Here is a 21,043-nt window from a genome sequence, read left to right as displayed (position 1 = left end):
TGATGCGGCATTTCGAACCGGCGAGGCTTCATGCTGCAATCGCGAAAAAGGCCTTGTCTGTTCGTGGAGTGAGCCGCATTAGGAAGCTCTCGTCGACGACGTTCGATCCGCTACAGGAATTGAAGAGTTCCTGGATATCGAGGCTATAAAACGGTCGTTTTAACGTCGCCATGTAAGCCAATATGACCCATGGTTATGGGGCTCAGCAATTAACACTTGGCGGCAATGGGGGTTGTAGCTCGACTACAAAAGCGTTTGTTAAGACCGCTTTCTTGTAGTGATATTTCTTGAGGGCGGTTTGGTTCTAACGTTATCGGGTGAGGTCGAGACGCATATTGCGGTGCGGAATTCCGGCATCCATGAACTCGGCGCCATAGGCTTCGAAGCCCAGTCGCCGGTAGAAGGCCAGGGCGTGGGTCTGGGCGGCGAGTTCGGCGTGAGCGTGGCCGCGCTCACGCGCCGCCTCGATCGCCGCCTGCATCAGTGCCAGGCCGATGCCGCGCCCACGCCCCGCGGCGAGTACGGCGACGCGACCGATATGGCCGTCGGGGAGCAGCCGGGCGGTGCCCACCGGATCGCCATCGAGCCGGACCAGGAAGTGCAGGCACTCGTCGTCGCGGCCATCCCATTCCTCTTCCTGCGGCACGGCCTGCTCGTCGATGAACACCCGGCGGCGTATCTCGCCGGCCTGTTCACCGAGCCGGCGCCAATCGCCCTGTTCGATGCTCAACGACGCCGTGCTCATGCCTCGTCCTCTCTGTAATCGTCATCATCGCCATCTTGCGACGGCCAGCTCAGGCTGCCGCGGTCGAGCAATGGCGCCAGCAGTCGTGCGGCCTCGGGTCGCTCGAGCAAGCGGGCATCGAGGGGTTCATCGCCGGCCAGCCAGCGCGCCAGGTCGAGCGGGCAGTCGATGCCGTCGCCGTCGACGAACAGCGTCGCCCGCGTCTCGCCATCGCCGCGATAGGCGAAGCGCGACCCGGGGGTGCGCTCGAGTACCGCCCCGTCCTGTAGTTCCGCGACAAGCGTATCGACCTCGGTCGCGTGTTCGCTGGCCACGGGGTGGTCGGGGTACTTGGGTTGGGTCATCGCCCGCCCGAACCACTGCGTGAGCTGTGCAGGATCGTCGAGGGTGTCGAGAATCAGCGCGCGGATGCGGGCCAGCGCGGCATCGTCGATCTCGCCCGGATGCAATGGAGCGGCCAGGTCGGGGTCGGCATAGCGCCGCGACTCGGGTAGCTGCTCGCCGAGGTAATCGGCGAACGAGGTGATCGATTCGTCGGCGGACAAGGCGCGAAAGCCCACCGAGAAGGTCATGCAATCCTCGCTGCGGCTGACGCCGTGATGGGCGATGCCGGGCGGCAGATAGAGCATGTCGCCTGGCTCCAGCAGCCAGTCCTCGCCGGGCTGGACCTCGAAGCGCTCGAGGATGCGCAGATCGATGCCCGCGATGATCGGCGCGTCGTCGGCGACCAGGCCGCCGAGTTGCCAGTGACGGCTGCCGCTGCCCTGAAGCAGGAAGACGTCGTACTGGTCGACATGGGGGCCGACGCTGCCGCCGGGCGGCGCATAGCTGACCATCACGTCGTCGAGCCGCCAGCGCGGCAGGAAGTGAAAGGCTTCGAGCAGCGCGTTGACCGCCGGTACATAGTGATCGACGGCCTGGACCAGTAGCGACCAGTCGCGCTCGGGCAGGCGCGCGAAGGTGGCTTCGTCGAATGGGCCATGGGTGACCCGCCAGGGCGCGTCGCGACCGTGCTCCTCGACCAGCCGCGCTTCGACGCCCTCCTCGCAGGCCAGCCCGGCGAGTTCGTCGGGGCTGAGCGGCGTGACGAAGTCGGGCAGCGCGCCGCGAATCAGCAGCGGTCGCTTCTGCCAGTAATCGGCGAGAAACTGCGCGGCAGTCAGGCCGCCGAGCAGAGGCAGCGAAGTGTTGGCGGGCATGGCTTCCTCGCAGTGCTGTGGGTGTTTGGCGTCGCGCTTACAGCGCGCGGGCCTGTTGCGCGGCGTTACCCACGTAGGTGGCCGGGGTCAGCGCGCGAAGCTCGCGCTTGGCCTCGTCGGGCAGCGCCAGGCTATCGATGAAGGCGGCGAAGCCGGCCTGATCGATGCGCTTGCCGCGGGTCAGTTCCTTGAGCTTCTCGTAGGGCTTCTCGATGCCGTAGCGGCGCATCACGGTCTGGATCGGCTCGGCGAGCACTTCCCAGCTGTTGTCGAGATCTTCCGCCAGGCGCTGCGGGTTGGCCTCGAGCTTGCCGATCCCCTTGAGGGTGGCGTGGTAGGCGATCAGCCCATAGGCCAGCCCGACGCCCAGGTTGCGCAGTACCGTGGAGTCGGTGAGGTCGCGCTGCCAGCGCGAGATCGGCAGCTTCTGGGCCAGATGGCCGAGGATCGCGTTGGCCAGTCCCAGATTGCCTTCGGCGTTCTCGAAGTCGATGGGATTGACCTTGTGCGGCATGGTCGACGAGCCGATCTCGCCCTCGACCGTGCGCTGCTTGAAATAGCCCAGCGAGATGTAGCCCCAGATATCGCGGTCGAAATCGATGAGTATGGTGTGGAAACGGCAGAAGGCGTCGAACAGCTCGGCGATGTAGTCGTGCGGCTCGATCTGGGTGGTATAGGGGTTGAACTTGAGCCCCAGCTCTTCGACGAACAGCCGGGCGTTCTCGGCCCAGTCGATCTCCGGGTAGGTCGCCAGGTGAGCGTTGTAGTTGCCCACCGCGCCGTTGATCTTGCCCAGCTGCTCGGCGGACTCGATCTGGCCGAGCTGTCGACGCAGGCGATAGGCGACGTTGGCCATCTCCTTGCCCAGCGTGGTCGGGCTGGCCGTCTGGCCGTGGGTGCGTGAGAGCATTGGCTGGTCGGCGTGCTGATGGGCCAGGCGCTCGACCGCGGCGACGATTTCGCGCATTACCGGCTGCAGCACGCCAAGGCCATCCTTGAGCATCAGGCCGTAGGCAAGGTTGTTGATGTCCTCGCTGGTGCAGGCGAAATGGATGAACTCGGTGACCGCGTGCAGTTCGGGAAATTCGGCGACCCGCTCCTTGAGGAAGTACTCGACCGCCTTGACGTCGTGATTGGTGGTGCGCTCGATGGTCTTGATGCGCTCGGCATCTTCGACCGAGAAATCAGCGACCAGCTTATCCAGGAAGGCGCTGGCCTCGGCGGACAGCGGCGGTACCTCGACGATCTGCGGATGCGCGGCGAGGCGCTCCAGCCAGCGCACTTCGACGGTAACCCGGGCGCGGATCAGGCCGAACTCGCTGAAATGTTCGCGCAGGGCCTGGGTCTTGGTCTCGTAGCGGCCATCGACGGGAGAGAGTGCGGTAAGCGGAGAGAGCTGCATGGTGTCGTCCGGAGAGTCAGGGCGCCTTGCGGGCGCCGTCGGTTCAAGGTAAGGGCTGTCTGTCGAGCTTCGGCTAGTAAAGCCGGGTGCCGCGTTCAGAGCCGGTCCAGGGCCTTCTTCATGGCGTTGCGTTGCACGAGCAGTTTCCAGCGCCGTCCGCCCTGCTGGTGCCAGAGCAGGGCGAAGCGTATCCCGGCGAGCAGTGCCGTACGTACCCGCTCGGGCATCATGCGTTGCTGGAGCAGGCTGGGTTCGCCCTGGACCACGATACGCTGACGAAATGTCGAGATGGTGTCCTGATAGATCTCGCCGAGACTGGCGACGACATTCTCATGGGTGTCGCCGAAGTGCCTGGCCTGCTCCTGGACGCGCGCCAGGCGTTCGCCCAGCGTGTCGAGCATCGCTGGTTGCTTGCGTAGCTTCTGCATCAGCAGCAGCAGGGTAAAGCCGTAGCGCAGCACGGCCGGATCGGTGCGCTCGCGACCGACCACGGCATTGAGGACCTCGAGACCCTGGCGCAGGCTGTTGGGGTGCCCGCCGTAGATGGCCTCGAAACTTTCAGGGTCGGTGTCGATGGTGGCGCGAATCAGGGTTTCCCAGCTGCGCTCGTCGGCCTGGCCGTGGCGGGCCAGCTGGTCGACCACCGCCGCCGCCTGGAAGACGCCGGCCAGGGCCAGCGTTTGCCGCATTATCGGGTCGTCCGGGGCGGTGTGAATGGGCGTGGCATTCATGCGGCTAACGTCTCCCGTTGCCAGGTCGCGCGAATCACTCCGCCGCCCAGACAGATGTCGTCGTCATAGAGGACCAGCGACTGGCCGGGCGTGACGGCGCGCTGGGGGGAATCGAAAACCACCTCGACGCCGCCGTCCTCGCGGGTAGTCATGCGACAGGGGACGTCGCCCTGGCGATAGCGGGTCTTGGCGGTGAGCCGCCGCTCGGGGGCGGGGGGCTCGCCGGCGATCCAATCCATGGCTTCGGTGACCAGGGCGTCGCTGTACAGCAGCGGATGATGCTTGCCCTGCACCACGGTCAGGATATTGTTGTCGAGATCCTTGCCGGCCACGTACCAGGGCGCGTCGGGGTAGTCGGCCAGCCCGCCGATGCCCAGCCCCTGGCGCTGGCCCAGGGTGTAGTACATCAGCCCCATGTGCTCACCGATGACGTCGCCCTCGGGCGTCGCGATCTGGCCCGGCTGAGCCGGCAGGTACTGCTGCAGGAAATCACGGAAGCGACGCTCGCCGATGAAACAGATACCGGTGGAATCCTTCTTGCGCGCGGTCACCAGGTCATGGCGCTCGGCGAGTTCGCGCACCCGCGGCTTCTCCAGTTCGCCGACCGGGAACAGCGTGCGGGCGATGGCATTCTCGGCCACCGCGTGCAGGAAGTAGCTTTGATCCTTGTTGGCGTCGAGACCCTTGAGCAAGCGCTCGCGGCCGTCGCGGGTGCCTCGGCGGACATAGTGCCCGGTGGCGATCGACGCAGCACCCAGCATCTCGGCATACTCGAGGAACACCTTGAACTTGATCTCGCGGTTGCACAGCACGTCGGGGTTGGGCGTGCGTCCGGCGCGATATTCGGCCAGAAAGTGCTCGAACACGTTGTCCCAATATTCGGCGGCGAAGTTGGCAGTGTGCAGGGGAATGCCGAGCTTGTCGCAGACCGCCTGGGCATCCGCCAGGTCATCCTTGGCCGTACAGTATTCGGTGCCGTCGTCCTCGTCCCAGTTCTTCATGAACAGTCCTTCGACCTGATAGCCCTGCTCGAGCAGCAGCAGCGCGGAAACGGACGAGTCGACACCACCGGACATCCCGACGATGACCTTGCCGGCGGCGGGCGGTGTGGTATGAAGGGCCGAAGCCGCGACTTGCGATGACATGGTCACTCTCGGCTGGAGACGTTGGGAGCTAACAAAAAAGAATGCGCGGGATTATACCTGAAATCGGCACATCGCTTCGAGCGTCACCGTTCCTGGATCACATCGAGCGGGAAAAGCCGGCCGCCACGCAGGTCGCGTATGCGTCGCATCACCAGCGGACTGCGCAGCCGCCTGGCGCGTTCCAGGTCGTCGATCTCATCGATGGTCAACCAATGGGCGGCGAGAATCCCGTCGTCGAGGGCATTGCCGAGGTGCGCTAGCGCCGTGCCGACGAAGGCGTGGCTATGGAACACCAGGCCATCAGGGGCGCTGTAGGTATAAAGCCCAAGGTAGTCGGTGATGGCGACCTGCCAGGCGGCCTCCTCGCGGGTTTCGCGCACCGCGGCCTCGATCAGCCGTTCGTTGCGCTCCAGGTGCCCGGCGGGTTGGTTGAACTGGCTGAAAGGGCCGCCGCGATCCTCTTCGACCAGCAGATAACGCCCGCTGCGCTCGATCACGGAGGCGACGGTGATTCGGGGCGACCAGCGGTTCATGAGCGCTTTCTCCGGGTCGGGCGGGAGTATTTCCGGCGCGGGGAGGCCGGTGCGTGCAGCGTTTCACAGCGCCACTCGCCCGGTGCCAGGCCGTCTAGCCGCCAGGGCCCGATGGCGGCTCGCACCAGGCGCAGTGTCGGCAGGCCGACATGGGCGGTCATCCTGCGCACCTGGCGGTTGCGGCCTTCGCGCAGAACCAGTTCGAGCCAGCTGGTGGGCAACTGGCGGCGTTCGCGGATCGGCGGGTTGCGTGGCGGGATCTCGGGGGGCGGGATGATGCGTGCCTGGGCCGGGCGGGTCGGGCCGTCGTTGAGAACGACGCCTTCGCGCAAGGCGCGCAGAGCCGTCGCATCGGGGTTGCCCTCCACCTGCACCCAGTAGGTCTTGGGCTGCTTATGGCGTGGGTCGCTGATGCGTTGAATCAGTCCGCCGTCGTCGGTGAGCAGCAACAGCCCCTCCGAATCGTAGTCGAGACGCCCCGCAGCATAGATGCCCGGAACGTCGATCACGTCGGCCAGCGTGGCGCGGCCTTGATCGTCGGTAAACTGCGAGAGCGTATGAAACGGCTTGTTGAGCAGGTACAAGGTACTCATCTGGAATCCAGCGCCGGCCAAGGAAGCGACAGAGACAGGCTATCGCGTCCTTGCCTGGGTTGTCGCTGCCGAGCGGCAGGCATGATGGTCGACAGTATGCCATGAGCGCGCTTATTTTCGCGGCTCCCTTGCAAGCGGGCCCCGGCGGACGCATCTTCAAGGCATTGACGCGAATTTTTCAGGCCAGGCCGGCGCAGGGAACCCGGACGTTCCTTGGCGTTCTAATGGGTGCGTCAATGCGCGTTCCGGCTTGTGCAGATGGATTCTGGCTCTTATGTTCAATAGAGACGAGAGAATGTCGATGGTTTTTGCACAACACCCCGATGCGAAGGCGCTCCAGCGGTCCGCTACGGTCCGGTCGGGCATGACGCGCCCACCCGGGCCCGAACACGAGGAGGAGGGCGACCTTTCGGTCAAGCCGGCGGACCCCGAGTTGGAAGAGCCGCCGCGTTACAAGGTGGTTTTACACAACGACGATTTCACTCCCATGGAGTTCGTCGTCGAAGTGCTGCAGACCTTCTTCAATATGGACCACGAAAAGTCCGTGCAGATCATGATGGCGGTACATACCCAAGGTAAAGCGACGTGCGGCATTTTCACCCGTGACATCGCGGAGACCAAGAGTCATCAGGTCAACCAATACGCGCGAGAATGTCAGCATCCATTGCTGTGTGATATCGATAGGGCCGACTAACGTCTGGCAACGTGAAGTCCGGGGTTGCGAAATACCCCAAAGTGCCCGATTGTGAAAGTGCCGACGATGCCCTAGGCGGCGAGGAAGGGGACTGCCATGCTGAGCAAAGAACTTGAACTGACCCTTAATACGGCCTTTACGGTGGCGCGCTCCAAGCGTCATGAATTCATGACCGTCGAGCACCTGCTGTTGGCTCTCTTGGATAATGCCTCCGCGGCAGACGTTCTGCGTGCCTGCGGTGCCAACCTGGACAAGTTGCGCTCTGATCTGCAGGACTTCATCAATTCCACCACTCCGCTGATCCCCGAGGATCAGGAGGATCGTGAAACGCAGCCTACGCTGGGCTTCCAGCGCGTACTGCAGCGTGCGGTCTTTCACGTGCAGTCATCCGGCAAGTCGGAAGTGACCGGCGCCAACGTACTGGTGGCGATCTTCTCCGAACAGGAAAGCCAGGCGGTTTATTTCCTCAAGCAGCAGAATGTGGCGCGCGTGGATGCGGTCAACTATATCGCCCACGGCATTTCCAAGGTGGCCGGCCATGGCCAGAGCCCGTCGCCGTCACAGGACGCCGAGGAGGGTGAAGAGGGAATGAGCGAAGGCAATACTCACCCGTTGACCGGCTATGCGACCAACCTCAACGAACAGGCGCGGCTCGGCAAGATCGATCCGCTGATCGGTCGTGACCATGAACTCGAGCGCACCGTGCAGATCCTTGCGCGCCGGCGCAAGAACAACCCGTTGCTGGTCGGCGAGGCCGGCGTCGGCAAGACGGCGATCGCCGAAGGGCTGGCCAAGCGCATCGTCGAGGAGGACGTGCCCGACGTCATCAGCGATGGCGTGGTCTACGCCCTGGACATGGGTGCGCTGCTTGCCGGTACCAAGTATCGCGGCGACTTCGAAAAGCGTCTCAAGGGACTGCTGGCCGAACTCAAGAAGCAGCCCAATGCGATCCTGTTCATCGACGAGATACATACCGTGATCGGCGCCGGTGCGGCATCCGGTGGGGTGATGGACGCGTCCAACCTGCTCAAGCCGCTGTTGTCTTCCGGTGAGCTGCGCTGCATCGGTTCGACCACGTTCCAGGAATTCCGCGGCATCTTCGAGAAGGATCGGGCGCTGGCGCGGCGTTTCCAGAAGGTCGACGTGCTCGAGCCCTCGGTCGAGGACACCATTCGCATCCTCAAGGGGCTGCGCGGGCGTTTCGAGGAGCATCATCAGCTCAAGTACACCGATGCCGCGCTGGACAGCGCCGTGCGGCTGGCGGATCGCTACATCAACGATCGTCACCTGCCCGACAAGGCGATCGACGTCATCGACGAGGCGGGCGCTCACCAGCGCCTGCTACCGCCGGAGGTGCGTATCGACACCATCGACGTCGAGCAGGTCGAAGCGATCGTCGCCTCGATCGCCAGGATTCCGCCGAAGAGCGTGTCGAGTTCGGATCGCAAGCTGTTGTCCAACCTGGATCGCGACCTCAAGATGCTGGTCTTCGGCCAGGACGAGGCGATCGACAGCCTGGCCTCGGCCATCAAGCTGTCGCGCGCCGGGCTGAAGGCCCCCGACAAGCCCGTGGGGAGCTTCCTGTTCTCCGGGCCGACGGGGGTCGGCAAGACCGAGGTGGCGCGTCAGTTGGCGCAACTGATGGGCATCGAGCTGGTGCGCTTCGACATGTCCGAATACATGGAACGGCATACCGTATCGCGTCTGATCGGTGCCCCGCCGGGATATGTCGGCTACGACCAGGGCGGCTTGCTGACCGAGGCGATCACCAAGCAGCCGCATTGCGTACTGCTGCTCGACGAGATCGAGAAGGCCCACCCGGAAGTCTTCAACCTGCTGCTGCAGGTCATGGATCACGGGCGGCTGACCGACAACAACGGTCGCGAGGCGGACTTCCGCCATGTGATACTGGTCATGACGTCCAACGCCGGGGCCGAGCAGATCGCCCGCCGTTCGATCGGCTTCCAGAATCAGGATCACTCCACCGATGGCATGGAGGTCATTCGCAAGACCTTCACGCCGGAGTTCCGCAACCGGCTCGACGGTATCATCCAGTTCCACGGCCTGGCGCCGGAAGTGGTGCGCAACGTGGTCGACAAGTTCCTGGTCGAGCTCCAGGCGCAACTCGACGAGAAGCGCGTCCAGCTCGATGTCGACGAGGCGGCCCGGCTGTGGCTGGCCGAGCGCGGCTACGATCCCGAGATGGGCGCCCGGCCGATGGCTCGGGTAATCCAAGAGAAACTCAAGAAGCCGCTGGCCGAGTTGATCCTGTTCGGGGAGCTGGCCGACAACGGTGGCGTGGTACATGTCACCGTCGAGGACGGTGAACTGCAACTGGCTACCGAAGCCGAGATAGCCTGAGGTGTTGCCGGGAGTCCGCTGGGCTCCCGGCTAACCGCAGTTTATAGCGCCTCGTCGGAGAACGACGGGGCGTTTTTATTGGGCGGCGATGAAGGCCGCTAACGGATTGCAACGATCAGGCATCAACCCGAGGGTGCGAGTCGACGGGTGGTGGCGGGCCGTGCTGGGGCTCGACATTCCGGCTTTGGCGGTTCTTTCTAGCGAACTGGCGAGGAAGGCGCGTGCCCGTTAACGGGAACGGTAGACGATACGGCCCTTGGAAAGGTCATAGGGGGTCAGTTCGACCTTGACCTTGTCGCCGGTCAGGATGCGGATGTAATTCTTGCGCATCTTGCCCGAGATGTGGGCCGTCACCACGTGCCCATTCTCCAGTTCGACGCGGAACATGGTGTTGGGCAGGGTGTCGACGACGACGCCTTCCATCTCGATGTGATCTTCTCGTGCCATATTAGGCGAATCCTCCACTGGGTTGCGATAGCGCGATGGCGATGTTCGTTGAGCGCGAATGCGGATGCCGTCGCTGATCAAGATAGCCCGTTATTCTGCCGCATGCCGCGCGTCAAGGCAAAGAAAGCGCATTTTACAGCGGAATGGCGCGTCGCCAATGGCGCCCGTCGAGGAGCTCCAGCGGCTGAAAGGAGTATTTGTAGTTCATCTTCGGGGATTCGCGGATCCAGTAACCCAGGTAGACATGGGGCAGATTCAGGCGCCGCGCCATGGCGACCTGCTGCAGTACCGCGTAGGTGCCGAGCGAGCGGCGTTCGTGCTCTGGCGAAGGGTCGAAGAACGTGTAGATGGCCGACAGCCCGTGGCTCAACACGTCGATGGCGGCGACGGCCAGCAGCTGCTGGCCGCGGCGGAACTCGAGCAGCCGCGCATAGGGATGATCGAGCGTCAGGAAGGTGCGGTATTGCTCGTGGCTCGGCGGGTACATGTCGCCGTCGGCATGTCGGGCACGGATATAGCGGGCATAGAGGGCGTAGTGCTCGGCGTCGAAGGCCGCCGAGCGCTCATGCACGCTGAGATCGGCGTTGCGCCGCAACAGTTTGCGCTGGGTGCGGTTGGGCGCGAAGTCCTCGACGGGAATGCGAACCGAGATGCAGGCGCTGCAACCTTCGCAATGCGGCCGATAGAGGTGCCGGCCGCTGCGCCGAAAGCCGAGCAGGGCCAGTGCATCGTAGACGCCCTGGCCGGGCGATTCCTGAGGATCGAGAAACAGCGTGGTGGCCTCGCGATCGGGTAGGTAGCTGCACGCATGGGGCACTGTCAGGAAAAAACGCAGATCCCGGGTCGGCTGCTGTGGAGCGCGACTGCTCACGATCACGAACTCCTCATTCACTGGATGACGAGGGCAGCGCCCAGTTCAGCGCCGGCTTGCCGGCATACTGCTCAAGATAGACGATGAAGCGATCGCGGGCGATGTCGCGGGCGCCCAGGCTGGCCAGGTGCGCGGTATGCATCTGGCAGTCGATCAGGCCGCCACCGCTGGCCTGCAGGTGTCGGGCCAGATGCACCAGCGCCACCTTCGATGCGTCGCTCTCGCGGCTGAACATCGACTCGCCGAAGAAGACGTGGCCCAGCGCCACGCCGTAGAGCCCACCGATGAGCTGGCCACCGCGCCAGACCTCCACGGAGTGGGCGTGGCCCAGCCGGTGCAGGCGCTGGTAGGCGGCCTGCATGGGCGTGGTGATCCAGGTGCCTTCAGTGTCGTCTCGCAGCTCGGCACAGGCCGCTATGACCCCATCGAAAGCCTGGTCGCGGGTGATCTCGAAACCGGCATTGCGCAGTCGTTTGGCGAGGCTGCGCCGTACGCGCAACTCCTCCGGAAACAGCACCATTCGCGGGTCGGGGCTCCACCAGAGAATCGGCTGGTCGTCGGAGAACCAGGGAAAGATGCCACGACGGTACGCCGCGACCAGCCACTCCGAGGTCAATGCGCCACCGGCGGCAAGCAGGCCGTTGGGCTCGTCGAGGGCCAGGTCGAGATCGGGAAAGCGAACCGGGTGCGCGGATAACCAGGGCAGCATGTGTCGAGCCGTGTGACGATAGGGTGGGGCGTGTCGAAGCATGCCAAGTTTGCCGTTGCTAACCCGGCGACTCAATGTTGCACTGCATTTTTGTGGCCAACAGGCATGCGCTGCCCCTGTGACCGGTCGGTCAGGCTCGGTATGATGGCGGCTCGGGTGAATATAACCGGTTAGACGAGGCCGGACGGTGGCGGACAGGCGCGCCTCGAGCCGCACCGCCGGTGATGTGAAGGGGGTAGGGCCTTTTGAGTGTCGATAAGAAAACCCCGGGGCGGCGCGAGGCGGCGTCCCAGGCCAAGGAGCGCGCTCGCCGCTTCGGTGTGCGCCTGCAGGGCGCATCCCGCGAGGGGGTGATCATCTTGTTGCTGGCGGGCTGCGTATTTCTGCTGCTGGCGCTGTTCAGTTACGTGCCCGCCGATCCCGGTTGGTCGCAGAGCGGGCCCGAGCAGGGCGTCGATAACTGGATGGGGTCGGTCGGCGCCTGGCTGGCCGACGTGCTGTACTCACTGTTCGGTGCCAGCGCGCTCTGGTGGCCCGGCATGCTGGGTTTTGCCGCCTGGCGGCTGATGCGCCGCCGTGAGGTGCGTGTGGAGTGGGACGCCACGGCATTGGCCGTGCGTGCGGCCGGTCTTGTGCTGCTGTTGCTTGCCACCACCAGCCTGGGATCGCTGCATTTCTTCAACCCGGCCAGCGAGCTGCCTTACAAGGCCGGTGGCATTCTGGGCGAGGGCCTGAGCGAAGCCCTGCAGCCGTTGGTCGGTCTGCGCGGAGCGACGCTGTTGGCGCTGGCGGCGTTCCTGTGCGGTTTCCCATTGTTCTCAGGCCTCTCCTGGCTTTCCGTCATGGACGAGTTGGGCATGCGCACTCAGCGCGTATGGACCTGGCTCGCCCACCAGTTCGGCGGCTCGCGTGAGCGGGCGAGGGGCGGTGAGTCGGCGGCCGATAACGCCTCGGCGAACGAAACGCCGGCCTACGCGGACGCGAGCGCTCACGCGCAAGTCACTGAAAGTGCATTGCCTTGGTGGCGGCGCTGGCTAGGCATGGGACGTGCGGCGGACTGGCAGGCAGCGCCCGTGCTGGCGGGGGGGCAACGCCTCGAGCCGCAATTGCACGATACCCCCGAGGAGGCGCCGGCAAGCGCCCGTTCAGCCGCTTCAACCTCCTCGCACGGCGAAGCGCCGCTGCGCGCCGAGCGCGACCGCGGTACCGACATACCCTGGGACGTTCCCGAGCGCACGCCATCCGCCAAGCGTCCCGAGGCCGCCTATAGCGTCCAGGAAGCGCGCATCAGGGAGGCGATGTCGGCCCAGCGCAATGCTGCTTCGAGCGCCCCCGCCTCGGCGTCCACTGCCGGCGCTGAGACACGCCGCGTGCCCGAGACGGTACCCGAGCCGATCCTGCCCGATGACGATGAGCCGCCGATTCCGGCCAGCATCGCGCGACCGATCAGCGCCGAGCCGGCGGATTCGCCGCGCCCCGGGGCTGCGTCGCCGGCGCGTGCCGGGATTGACGGGCGGGCAGGCAAAGCGCCCGATCGCGAGGGAAGAAATGAGGCTCGCGATACCAATACGCCGATTCATCATGACAACGAAGACGCCAGGGCCACTGATCCGGGTGCGAAGGCCCATGTGGAACCCGCGAGCGCTACGGCTGCTGGGGCCGCGGCGCGTCAGGAGCCGCGTGACATCGACTGGACGACGTGGCGCGATGACAATCCCGAGGACGAGCAGGGCGATGATCGCGAGCCGAAGCTGAGCTGGGGCGCTGCAGCGGCCAGCGATGCCCGGCACGAGCCGGCTCAGGAGGCTCCCGCCGAGAGCCCTCAGCCGACCGAGCCCGAGCCGCTTCGCGCAAATGACGACGACGATGAGTCGCAGCTGCCGCGCGTCGCCACCGCCGCGCAGGCCCAGGCGGCTGCCGACGATCCGCAGGGGCCGGCGTTGTGGACGGTCGAGCATCTGCAGAGCCAGCGTCCGGTGATGGACAACATGCCCGAGCCGGATGGCGAGTTCCCATCGCTGCGGCTGTTGACGCCCCCCGACCCGCAGCAGCCCAACTACACGCCGGACCAGCTCGCCGACATGGCCGAATTGCTCGAGACGCGACTGCGCGAGTATGGCGTCAAGGCCGAGGTGGTCGAGACCTGGCCCGGGCCGGTGATCACGCGCTTCGAGATCAAGCCCGCCGCCGGCGTGAAGGTTTCCAAGATCAGCAACCTGGCCAAGGACCTGGCGCGCTCGCTGATGGTCAAGAGCGTCAGGGTGGTTGAGATCATTCCCGGCAAGCCGACCGTGGGCATCGAGATCCCCAACCCCAACCGGGCGATGATCCGCCTGCGCGAAGTGATCGACTCCGACGCCTATCAGCAGGCGGCTTCACCGCTGACGCTGGCGCTGGGCCACGACATCGGCGGCGCACCGGTGGTCGCCAACCTGGGCAAGATGCCCCACCTGCTGGTCGCCGGCACCACCGGTTCGGGCAAGTCGGTGGGCGTCAACGGCATGCTGATCTCGATGTTGCTGAAGGCCTCGCCGGACGATGTCCGGATGATCATGGTCGATCCCAAGATGCTCGAACTGTCGGTCTACGATGGCATTCCGCATCTGTTGGCGCCGGTGGTCACCGACATGAAGGAGGCGGCCAACGGCTTGCGCTGGTGCGTCGCCGAGATGGAGCGGCGCTACAAGCTGATGGCGGCGATGGGCGTACGCAACATTGCCGGCTTCAACGCCAAGCTCGACGAGGCCGAGCGCGCCGGCGCGCAGGTCGCCGACCCGCTGTGGGAGCCGCAACCCTGGCAGATGCACGAACAGCCGCCGGTTCTCGAGAAATTGCCCTACATCGTGGTGGTGATCGACGAATTCGCCGACATGTTCATGATCGTCGGCAAGAAGGTCGAGGAGTTGATCGCGCGACTGGCGCAGAAGGCGCGAGCCGCGGGCATCCACCTGATACTCGCCACCCAGCGGCCTTCGGTGGACGTGGTGACCGGCCTGATCAAGGCCAACATTCCCACGCGGATGGCGTTCCAGGTCTCCTCCAAGGTCGATTCGCGGACGATTCTCGACCAGGGCGGCGCCGAGGCACTGCTCGGCCATGGCGACATGCTCTATTTGCCGGCCGGCGCGGGCATGCCGACCCGCGTGCACGGTGCCTTCGTGGACGACGATGAAGTTCATCGCGTGGTCGAGGACTGGAAGCGCCGCGGCGAGCCTGAATACATCGAGGAGATACTCACCGGTGGCGTCAATGCCGACGCCCTGACGGGGCTGGAAGCCGAAAACAGTGGCGAGGGCGATGCCGAGCAGGATGCGCTCTACGACGAGGCGGTAATGTTCGTCACCGAATCGCGCCGGGCCTCGATCTCGGCCGTCCAGCGGCGCTTCAAGATCGGCTACAACCGGGCGGCGCGGCTGGTCGAGTCGATGGAGGCCGCACGGGTGGTATCGTCGATGGGCACCAACGGCAGCCGCGAGGTGCTGGCGCCGCCGCCGGTGGGCGATTGAGGTGGCGATTTCTTGTGCAAGCAATGAGGAAGCCGGCGGGTCGCTGCAACGTCAAGGCGCCGGCGCTGTCTATCGAGACTGCAGCGGTCGAGAGCCGCCTCGAATCGATTGGAACCAAGGAGAAGGCATGAAACGGATCAAGACCCTGGTCGCGCTGACGATCGTGTTGCTGCTGGCGCCGCTATCGGCGAGTGCCGACTCGCAGGCGGCGTCGCGCTTGGCGCAATTGCTCAAGCCGATCAAGAACTACGAGGCGAGCTTCGAGCAGTTCATCCTCGATGGCAGCGGCAACCGCCTGCAGCGTACCCAGGGCAAGATGTGGCTGTCGCGGCCGGGACGCTTCCGCTGGGAGGTCAATGCGCCCTATCGCCAGACCGTGGTTTCGGACGGCGACAAGATCTATCTCTACGACCCCGACCTCGAGCAGGTCTCGATACAGCCGCTGGATACCCGCGTTACGCACACCCCGGCCCTGCTATTGTCGGGGAGCGCCGATGCGCTGACCGAGAATTACCAGGTAACCCGCGCGCAGCAGGGCGCGGCGGAAACGTTCACCTTGATACCCACGACCCCCGATACGCTATTCGAGTCGCTCAAGTTGACCTTTCATGGCGAAACGTTCGACGCCCTGCAGATGACCGACAGCACCGGCCAGCAAACCAAGATCAGCTTCGACGACGTCAAGCTCAACCCGTCGCTGGAAGAGTCGCGCTTCGAGTTCGAGATCCCCGAGGGAGCGGACGTGATTCGCGAGGGCTGATGACACGCCCCGAGAGTTAGCCTCGTCCTCCGCTCGCCATTTAAAGAGCCCGGCAGATTGCATCTGCCGGGCTCTTTCGCGATCAGTGCGCTCGGGCGCTCAGGAGTCGGACCCCCCACGGTTGGCCTGGGCGTCGAGGTCGGCGCGGTAATCGAGCATCTGCCTGAAGCGTTTCTCCTGGCCGTAGTCGCTGGGAACGAAGAATTGCCGGGGCGGCAGTTCGGCGGGCCAGCAATCATGCGCGCGGCCCGCCGGGTAGCCCTGGGGCTCGTTGTGCGCGTAGCGGTAGCCTTCACCGTGGCCGAGCGAGGCCATCAGCTTGGTGGGGGCGTTGCGCAGGTAACCGGGTACCTCGAAATCGGGATTCTCGGCGACGAAGCCCTTGGCGCCGTGCCAGGCCTGGTCGATGGCGTTACTCTTGGGAGCCACGGCGAGATGGATCGCGGCATGGGCGATGGCGCGCTGACCTTCATAGTCACCCAGACGCAGGTAGGCATCCCAGGCGGCGATGACCAGCGGTAGGGCGCGCGGCTCGGCGTTGCCGACATCCTCCGAGGCGATCGCCGCCAGGCGGCGGACCACGTCCAGCGGGTCGCCGCCGCCCTGCATGAACTGCGCCATGTACAGCAACGCGGCATCCACGCGCGACGAGCGGATCGACTTGTGGATCGCCGACAGCAAGTCGTAGTAATGATCGCCCTGCTTGTCGAAGGCGCTGGCCTGGTAGCCGAGCACCTCGTCGAGCGCCTGCTTCTCGAGTATCTCGCGTTCGCCTTCCTGGCGGGTGAAGTCGCAAGCGGTCTCGAGCAGGCCCAGCGCGCGGCGGGCGTCGCCACTGCTGGCTCGGGCGAGGATCTCCAGGACTTCGGGGTCGACACAGATCGAGCGCTTGCCGAGGCCGCGCTCGGGATCTTCGAGGGCCCGTTGCAACACGTCCACCAGATCGCTCGCATCGAGTTTCTTGAGCACATAGACACGCGCCCGCGAGAGCAGCGCGGAATTGACCTCGAAGGAGGGATTCTCGGTGGTGGCGCCGATCAGCGTGAGCAACCCGGATTCGACATGTGGTAGCAGGGCGTCCTGCTGGCTCTTGTTGAGACGGTGAATCTCGTCGAGAAACAGCACCGTGGGTCGCTGCTGCGCCTGGGCGCCGCGTGCGCGCTCGACGGCCGCGCGCAGCTCCTTGACCCCGGCCATCACCGCGGAGAGATGCTCGAGGCTGGCCCCGGAGGCTTCGGCGAGTATTTCGGCAAGGGTGGTCTTGCCGACACCGGGCGGCCCCCAGAGAATCATCGAGCGCAGCTGGCCGGTTTCGGCCATGCGGCGCAGCGGCTTGCCGGGGCCTACCAAGGCCTGTTGGCCGACATAGTCGTCGAGCTGCCGGGGGCGCATCCGATAGGCGAGAGGCGCGTTATCGGCATCTTGCTGGCTGAAAAGGTCCATAATATCGTCGGCTCGTCGAAGAATCTGAAAAGCCGTTAGCTATCATTCAACGAGCATAACGGCGCCAATGCCACTAGGTTTATACATCAGGTTTGTTATTCGACATGGCGAGGGACAGTTCGCTAGGGCTGTCTAACGCCGGTGACGTCAAGCCTGGCCACACGCCAAGGCACATTGCCTACATGGGTACTAGTGTTCTAGTACTTCCCCTGTCGGTCTAGGCTCTAGCAGAGGAGGCTCTCACCATGCCAATGCTCAACCAACTGCGCCAGGATCATGCCAACATGGCGCGCCTGCTGCACGTGCTCTCGCTCAAGCAACGTACGCTGAATGCGGGCGAGCGGCCCAATTTCCAGCTGGTGCGCGAGGTCGTCGACTTCATTCTCGATTACATGAGCGGATTCACGGTGCCATTGGAGCGCATCTTCGGTGAGCGCCTGGTGGAACGGCTACCCGAGGTCAACGATCTGGTCGTGCGCTTGACCGCCGACTACGAGGCCTTGCACCAGCGGCTGATGCGTCTTTCCGACGATCTCGACATGATCCTGATGGATGCCATCGTACCCATGGATCGCTTCGCCGATGATCTTCAGGCCTACCTGGAAGCGCATCGCGCCTACCTGCGAGCGGAGCGTGAAGAGCTGTTCCCGCTGATTCGCGAATACTTCGACGAAGCGGATCTGGAGAGCCTCGCCGAGGCGCTGCCGGAAGGCGCCCAGGAAAAACTGGGCCACCTGCAGGAGGCCTATCCCGAGCTATACGCCGAATTCCGCGAAGCGCCGTCGCCGCTCGATCAAGAATATTGACTGTAAAAATAAACAGTTTGGTGGAGCGGGGCAAGCCAGTCGGGCCAGTGCGCGCCGGGTGCGTTAGAATGGGCGTCCGCTAGGCTCGATGAGGTAATTACGATGGACCGCCTGCAGGCGATGCAGACCTTCCGCGCGGTGGTCGAGGCCGGCAGCTTCGCTGCGGGTGCGCGCAAGCTGGACCTATCCAATGCCATGGTCAGCAAGCAGGTGGCGCGTCTCGAGGCGCAACTGGGGGTACGCCTGCTGACGCGCACCACGCGTCGCCTGCAGCTGACTGCCGAGGGCGAGCGCTATCTCAAGGGCGCAGGACGTCTGCTCGACGAGTTGTACGAACTCGAGGCCGGTCTCGGCGAACAGCGCGGCGAGGTGCGCGGCCGGCTGAGGCTGTCGGCCCCGCTCGATTTCGGCGTGCGCGAACTGATGCCCGCGCTGCAGGCGTTCGAGCGTCGCCATCCCGCGGTGCAGCTGGACGTCGTCCTCGAGGACCGGCGGGTCGATCTCCTGGCCGAGGATTTCGATCTGGCGGTACGCATCGGTGAACTCGAGGATTCCAGCCTGATCGCCCGCCGGCTGATGGCGATGCCCATGTACGTCTATGCATCGCCTGCCTACCTGGCCGAGCACGGCCACCCCCGGCACCCCGATGAACTGCGCGGACATCGCTGCCTGCATTACAGCCTGCAGCGTACCGGGCCGAGCTGGAATTTCCAGGTCGATGGCAAGCCCTATCGCTATCGCTTTCGCCCGGTGCTGTCATGCAACAACGGTCGGGCGCTTACCGAGGCGGCAGTGCGCGGCATGGGGTTGGTCTACAAGCCGGCCTTTCTCGGCGAGCCCGAGGTCGCTCAAGGCCGCTTGGTACGGGTGCTGGAGCCATTCGTCAAGCCGCCGATGGGCGTCAATCTGCTGTATGCCGACCGCCAGCTGATGCCGGCTCGCCTGCAGGCGCTGATCGAGACGCTGATCCGCTATTTCGACGAGGAGGCGGCATGTCCGGGCCGATCCTGATCTTCGATTCCGGCGTCGGCGGGCTGTCGGTAACCGCGGCGCTGCGGGCGCGGCTGCCGGCTGCGACGCTGGCCTATGTCTGCGACAATGCGATGCTGCCCTATGGCACCAAGGCCGACGATTGGCTGGTGTCGCGCATCGTCGCAACCTGCACCAGCGCGGTCAGCGCCAGCGGTGCCGTGGCCTTGGTGGTGGCCTGCAATACCGCAAGCACGTTGGCCCTGCGTGAACTGCGGGCGCGTCTGACGATACCGGTCGTGGGTACCGTGCCGGCGATCAAGCCGGCGGCCCAGCTCTCGGCCTCGCGGGTCATCGGCTTGCTGGCGACCTCGGCGACGGTCAATCGGGCCTACACGCAAACCCTGATCGAGGATTTTGCCGCGGATTGTCGAATCGTGCGGGTCGCCGCGGATGGCCTGGTCGGCGAGGCCGAGCGTCAGCTTGCCGGCCTGGCGCCGGACGCGCGGATGTTCGAGCAAGCCTTGGCGCCGCTCTGGGCGGAGCCGACGCTCGATACCGTGGTGCTCGGCTGTACGCACTTCCCGCTGTTGCGCCAGCGGCTGGAAGCCAGCGCGCCAAGAGCGATCAACTGGGTCGACTCCGGCGAAGCGATCGCGCGGCGGGTGGCCAGCGTGCTCGGCACCTCCGGCCAGGCGGGAGGTCGCGAGGGCCGTGCCTGGGCGAGCGCCCCGGGGGCGACGCTGGCGGCGACCCTGGCGGGCTACGGTTTCTCCTCGCTCGAAGCGCTGGCGCTGCCCGCCGATACACTCACCTTGCCGCACTGACAAGCCGCCTGGCGGCTGCGTGCGCTTTCAACCCGACCCTACGCTTACAAGGAGCCTGCGTGGCCGTACCCGTCGTCGATCCCGAGCGCTATCCGGCGCAACTCGAAGCCAAGCGAACACGTATCAGCCAGCGCTTTGCCGCGCTAGCGCCGCCAGCGCTGGAGGTCTTCGCCTCGCCAGCCAGCCACTATCGCATGCGCTGCGAATTCCGTGTCTGGCACGAGGGCGACGATCTGTTCTATGCAATGTTCGAGGTCGATCCACAGGATCCCAAAAACAAGCGGATCATTCGCCTCGATCAGTACCCCGTGGCCAGCGAGACCATCAACGCGCTGATGCCGCGCTTGTTGGATGCCATCCGCGATCGTCCGGTGTTGCGTCGCAAGCTGTTCCAGGCCGAATTCCTGACCACGCTGACCGGCGAGGCGTTGGTGACGCTGATCTATCATCGCCCGCTCGATGAGGCGTGGGAGGCCGAGGCGCAATGGCTGCAGGCGCATCTCGGCGTCTCGCTGATCGGCCGGGCGCGCAAGCAGCGGCGCGTACTCGATCGCGACCATGTCTGGGAGCGCCTCGCTGTCGATGGCGCAACGCTGGCCTACCAGCAGGTCGAGAACAGCTTCACCCAGCCCAATGCCGAGATCAATCGCGCCATGCTCGGCTGGGCACGCTCGGCGACCCGCGACAGTCAGTCCGGCGATCTGGTCGAGCTGTATTGCGGTAATGGCAACTTCACTGTGGCGTTGGCAGGCAATTTCCGGCGTGTACTGGCGACCGAGATCTCGCGCACCTCGGTGGCCTCGGCACAGGTCAATCTCGCCGCCAACGACATCGACAATGCAGTCGTGGCGCGAATGTCGGCGGAGGAGTTCGCCGAGGCGCTGGCCGGTGAAAAGCAGGGGCGGCGGGTTTCCGAGATGGCGCTCGAGGACTACGACTTCACCACCGTACTGGTCGATCCGCCGCGGGCGGGGCTCGACGCGGCGAGTTGCGAACGGTTGCGCGAGTATCCGCGCATCGTCTACATCTCGTGTAATCCCGAGACCCTGTTCGACAATCTCCTTCAGCTTAACGACACTCACCGTATCGCGCGTTTCGCGCTGTTCGATCAGTTTCCCTGGACCGACCACTGCGAATGCGGGGTCTTGCTCGAGCGGCGTTGAGCCCGGCATGCTGGCGGTTTAAAAGTGCCTTCTGCGAGCGCTTGTAAAGTCAAGCGCCGATGCACAACTGTCATGCACCATGAAGAAGCCGGCATGACGATGGGGAAGAGAGGTTGAGCTAGAGTAAGCTCACGGGCAG

General features: G+C 64.9%; 19 protein-coding genes. 8 read left to right on the top strand and 11 right to left on the bottom strand.

Annotation, left to right across the window (positions count from 1 at the left end):
- Positions 1 to 310: 310 nt before the first annotated feature.
- From R6258_RS08610 to R6258_RS08580, 7 genes are all read right to left on the bottom strand, one after another.
- Entirely contained in the window at positions 311 to 745 is a 435-nt protein-coding gene (locus tag R6258_RS08610) for a GNAT family N-acetyltransferase (protein ID WP_318449258.1), read from the bottom strand.
- Positions 742 to 1,944 carry a cupin domain-containing protein gene (locus R6258_RS08605; protein ID WP_318449257.1) on the bottom strand — a complete coding sequence of 401 codons (1,203 nt, stop codon included), beginning with the start codon at positions 1,942 to 1,944 and terminating at the stop codon, positions 742 to 744. Before R6258_RS08605 ends, R6258_RS08610 begins: the two co-directional genes overlap by 4 nt.
- A 37-nt stretch (positions 1,945 to 1,981) precedes the next feature.
- Positions 1,982 to 3,346, bottom strand: a complete 1,365-nt coding sequence (purB, locus tag R6258_RS08600; protein ID WP_318449256.1) for an adenylosuccinate lyase — start codon at positions 3,344 to 3,346, stop codon at positions 1,982 to 1,984.
- Between the two features lie 95 nt (positions 3,347 to 3,441).
- Positions 3,442 to 4,077, bottom strand: a complete 636-nt coding sequence (hflD, locus tag R6258_RS08595) for a high frequency lysogenization protein HflD (protein WP_318449255.1) — start codon at positions 4,075 to 4,077, stop codon at positions 3,442 to 3,444.
- Complete coding sequence (gene mnmA, locus R6258_RS08590; RefSeq protein WP_318449254.1) at positions 4,074 to 5,222, bottom strand: tRNA 2-thiouridine(34) synthase MnmA; 1,149 nt, start codon at positions 5,220 to 5,222, stop codon at positions 4,074 to 4,076. Before mnmA ends, hflD begins: the two co-directional genes overlap by 4 nt.
- Positions 5,223 to 5,305: 83 nt before the next feature.
- Positions 5,306 to 5,755 carry an NUDIX hydrolase gene (locus R6258_RS08585; protein ID WP_318449253.1) on the bottom strand — a complete coding sequence of 150 codons (450 nt, stop codon included), beginning with the start codon at positions 5,753 to 5,755 and terminating at the stop codon, positions 5,306 to 5,308.
- Complete coding sequence (locus R6258_RS08580) at positions 5,752 to 6,348, bottom strand: pseudouridine synthase (protein WP_318449252.1); 597 nt, start codon at positions 6,346 to 6,348, stop codon at positions 5,752 to 5,754. The genes R6258_RS08585 and R6258_RS08580 overlap by 4 nt, the downstream gene beginning before the upstream one ends.
- A gap of 301 nt (positions 6,349 to 6,649) precedes the next feature.
- Between R6258_RS08580 and clpS the strand changes: the two genes are divergently transcribed.
- Together clpS and clpA are read left to right on the top strand one after the other, a co-directional pair.
- Positions 6,650 to 7,042 carry an ATP-dependent Clp protease adapter ClpS gene (clpS, locus tag R6258_RS08575; RefSeq protein WP_318449461.1) on the top strand — a complete coding sequence of 131 codons (393 nt, stop codon included), beginning with the start codon at positions 6,650 to 6,652 and terminating at the stop codon, positions 7,040 to 7,042.
- A 96-nt stretch (positions 7,043 to 7,138) separates the two neighbouring features.
- The gene (gene clpA / locus R6258_RS08570) at positions 7,139 to 9,403 is read left to right on the top strand and encodes an ATP-dependent Clp protease ATP-binding subunit ClpA (protein WP_318449251.1); all 2,265 of its coding nucleotides are present in this window, start codon (positions 7,139 to 7,141) and stop codon (positions 9,401 to 9,403) included.
- 228 nt (positions 9,404 to 9,631) lie between these two features.
- On the opposite strand, the gene infA is transcribed toward clpA, so the two are convergent.
- The 3 genes from infA to aat all read right to left on the bottom strand — a co-directional run bounded on the left by infA (position 9,632) and on the right by aat (position 11,430).
- On the bottom strand, positions 9,632 to 9,850 hold the full coding sequence (gene infA / locus R6258_RS08565; RefSeq protein ID WP_013332816.1) for a translation initiation factor IF-1: 219 nt from the start codon (positions 9,848 to 9,850) through the stop codon (positions 9,632 to 9,634).
- A 133-nt stretch (positions 9,851 to 9,983) separates the two neighbouring features.
- Positions 9,984 to 10,721 (bottom strand): arginyltransferase, encoded by a 738-nt coding sequence (locus R6258_RS08560; protein ID WP_318449250.1) that lies wholly within the window; start codon positions 10,719 to 10,721, stop codon positions 9,984 to 9,986.
- A gap of 13 nt (positions 10,722 to 10,734) precedes the next feature.
- Complete coding sequence (gene aat, locus R6258_RS08555; RefSeq protein WP_318449249.1) at positions 10,735 to 11,430, bottom strand: leucyl/phenylalanyl-tRNA--protein transferase; 696 nt, start codon at positions 11,428 to 11,430, stop codon at positions 10,735 to 10,737.
- 245 nt (positions 11,431 to 11,675) lie between these two features.
- On the opposite strand from aat, the gene R6258_RS08550 reads away from it, so the two are divergent.
- Both R6258_RS08550 and lolA read left to right on the top strand, forming a co-directional pair.
- The gene (locus R6258_RS08550) at positions 11,676 to 14,936 is read left to right on the top strand and encodes a DNA translocase FtsK (protein ID WP_318449248.1); all 3,261 of its coding nucleotides are present in this window, start codon (positions 11,676 to 11,678) and stop codon (positions 14,934 to 14,936) included.
- Positions 14,937 to 15,063: 127 nt separating this feature from the next.
- Positions 15,064 to 15,696, top strand: a complete 633-nt coding sequence (gene lolA, locus R6258_RS08545) for an outer membrane lipoprotein chaperone LolA (protein ID WP_318449247.1) — start codon at positions 15,064 to 15,066, stop codon at positions 15,694 to 15,696.
- Positions 15,697 to 15,795: 99 nt separating this feature from the next.
- Here lolA and R6258_RS08540 read toward each other — a convergent pair whose 3' ends face one another.
- Positions 15,796 to 17,139 carry a replication-associated recombination protein A gene (locus R6258_RS08540; protein ID WP_318449246.1) on the bottom strand — a complete coding sequence of 448 codons (1,344 nt, stop codon included), beginning with the start codon at positions 17,137 to 17,139 and terminating at the stop codon, positions 15,796 to 15,798.
- A gap of 251 nt (positions 17,140 to 17,390) precedes the next feature.
- Here R6258_RS08540 and R6258_RS08535 point away from each other — a divergent pair, with 251 nt between their 5' ends.
- The 4 genes from R6258_RS08535 to trmA all read left to right on the top strand — a co-directional run bounded on the left by R6258_RS08535 (position 17,391) and on the right by trmA (position 20,904).
- A complete protein-coding gene (locus R6258_RS08535) occupies positions 17,391 to 17,945 on the top strand; it encodes a hemerythrin domain-containing protein (RefSeq protein WP_318449460.1) in 555 nt (184 codons plus the stop codon).
- 102 nt (positions 17,946 to 18,047) lie between these two features.
- Positions 18,048 to 18,956: a LysR family transcriptional regulator gene (locus R6258_RS08530; protein ID WP_318449245.1), complete on the top strand. Its 909-nt coding sequence runs from the start codon at positions 18,048 to 18,050 to the stop codon at positions 18,954 to 18,956.
- Positions 18,938 to 19,741, top strand: a complete 804-nt coding sequence (gene murI / locus R6258_RS08525; protein WP_318449244.1) for a glutamate racemase — start codon at positions 18,938 to 18,940, stop codon at positions 19,739 to 19,741. The genes R6258_RS08530 and murI overlap by 19 nt, the downstream gene beginning before the upstream one ends.
- 59 nt (positions 19,742 to 19,800) lie before the next feature.
- On the top strand, positions 19,801 to 20,904 hold the full coding sequence (trmA, locus tag R6258_RS08520) for a tRNA (uridine(54)-C5)-methyltransferase TrmA (protein ID WP_318449243.1): 1,104 nt from the start codon (positions 19,801 to 19,803) through the stop codon (positions 20,902 to 20,904).
- Positions 20,905 to 21,043: the final 139 nt, after the last annotated feature.

Source organism: Halomonas sp. HP20-15 (assembly GCF_033446685.1).
Lineage (GTDB): Bacteria > Pseudomonadota > Gammaproteobacteria > Pseudomonadales > Halomonadaceae > Modicisalibacter.
The sequence above is the reverse complement of the archived record's forward strand: the minus strand, read 5'-3'. Positions and strand labels throughout refer to the sequence as shown.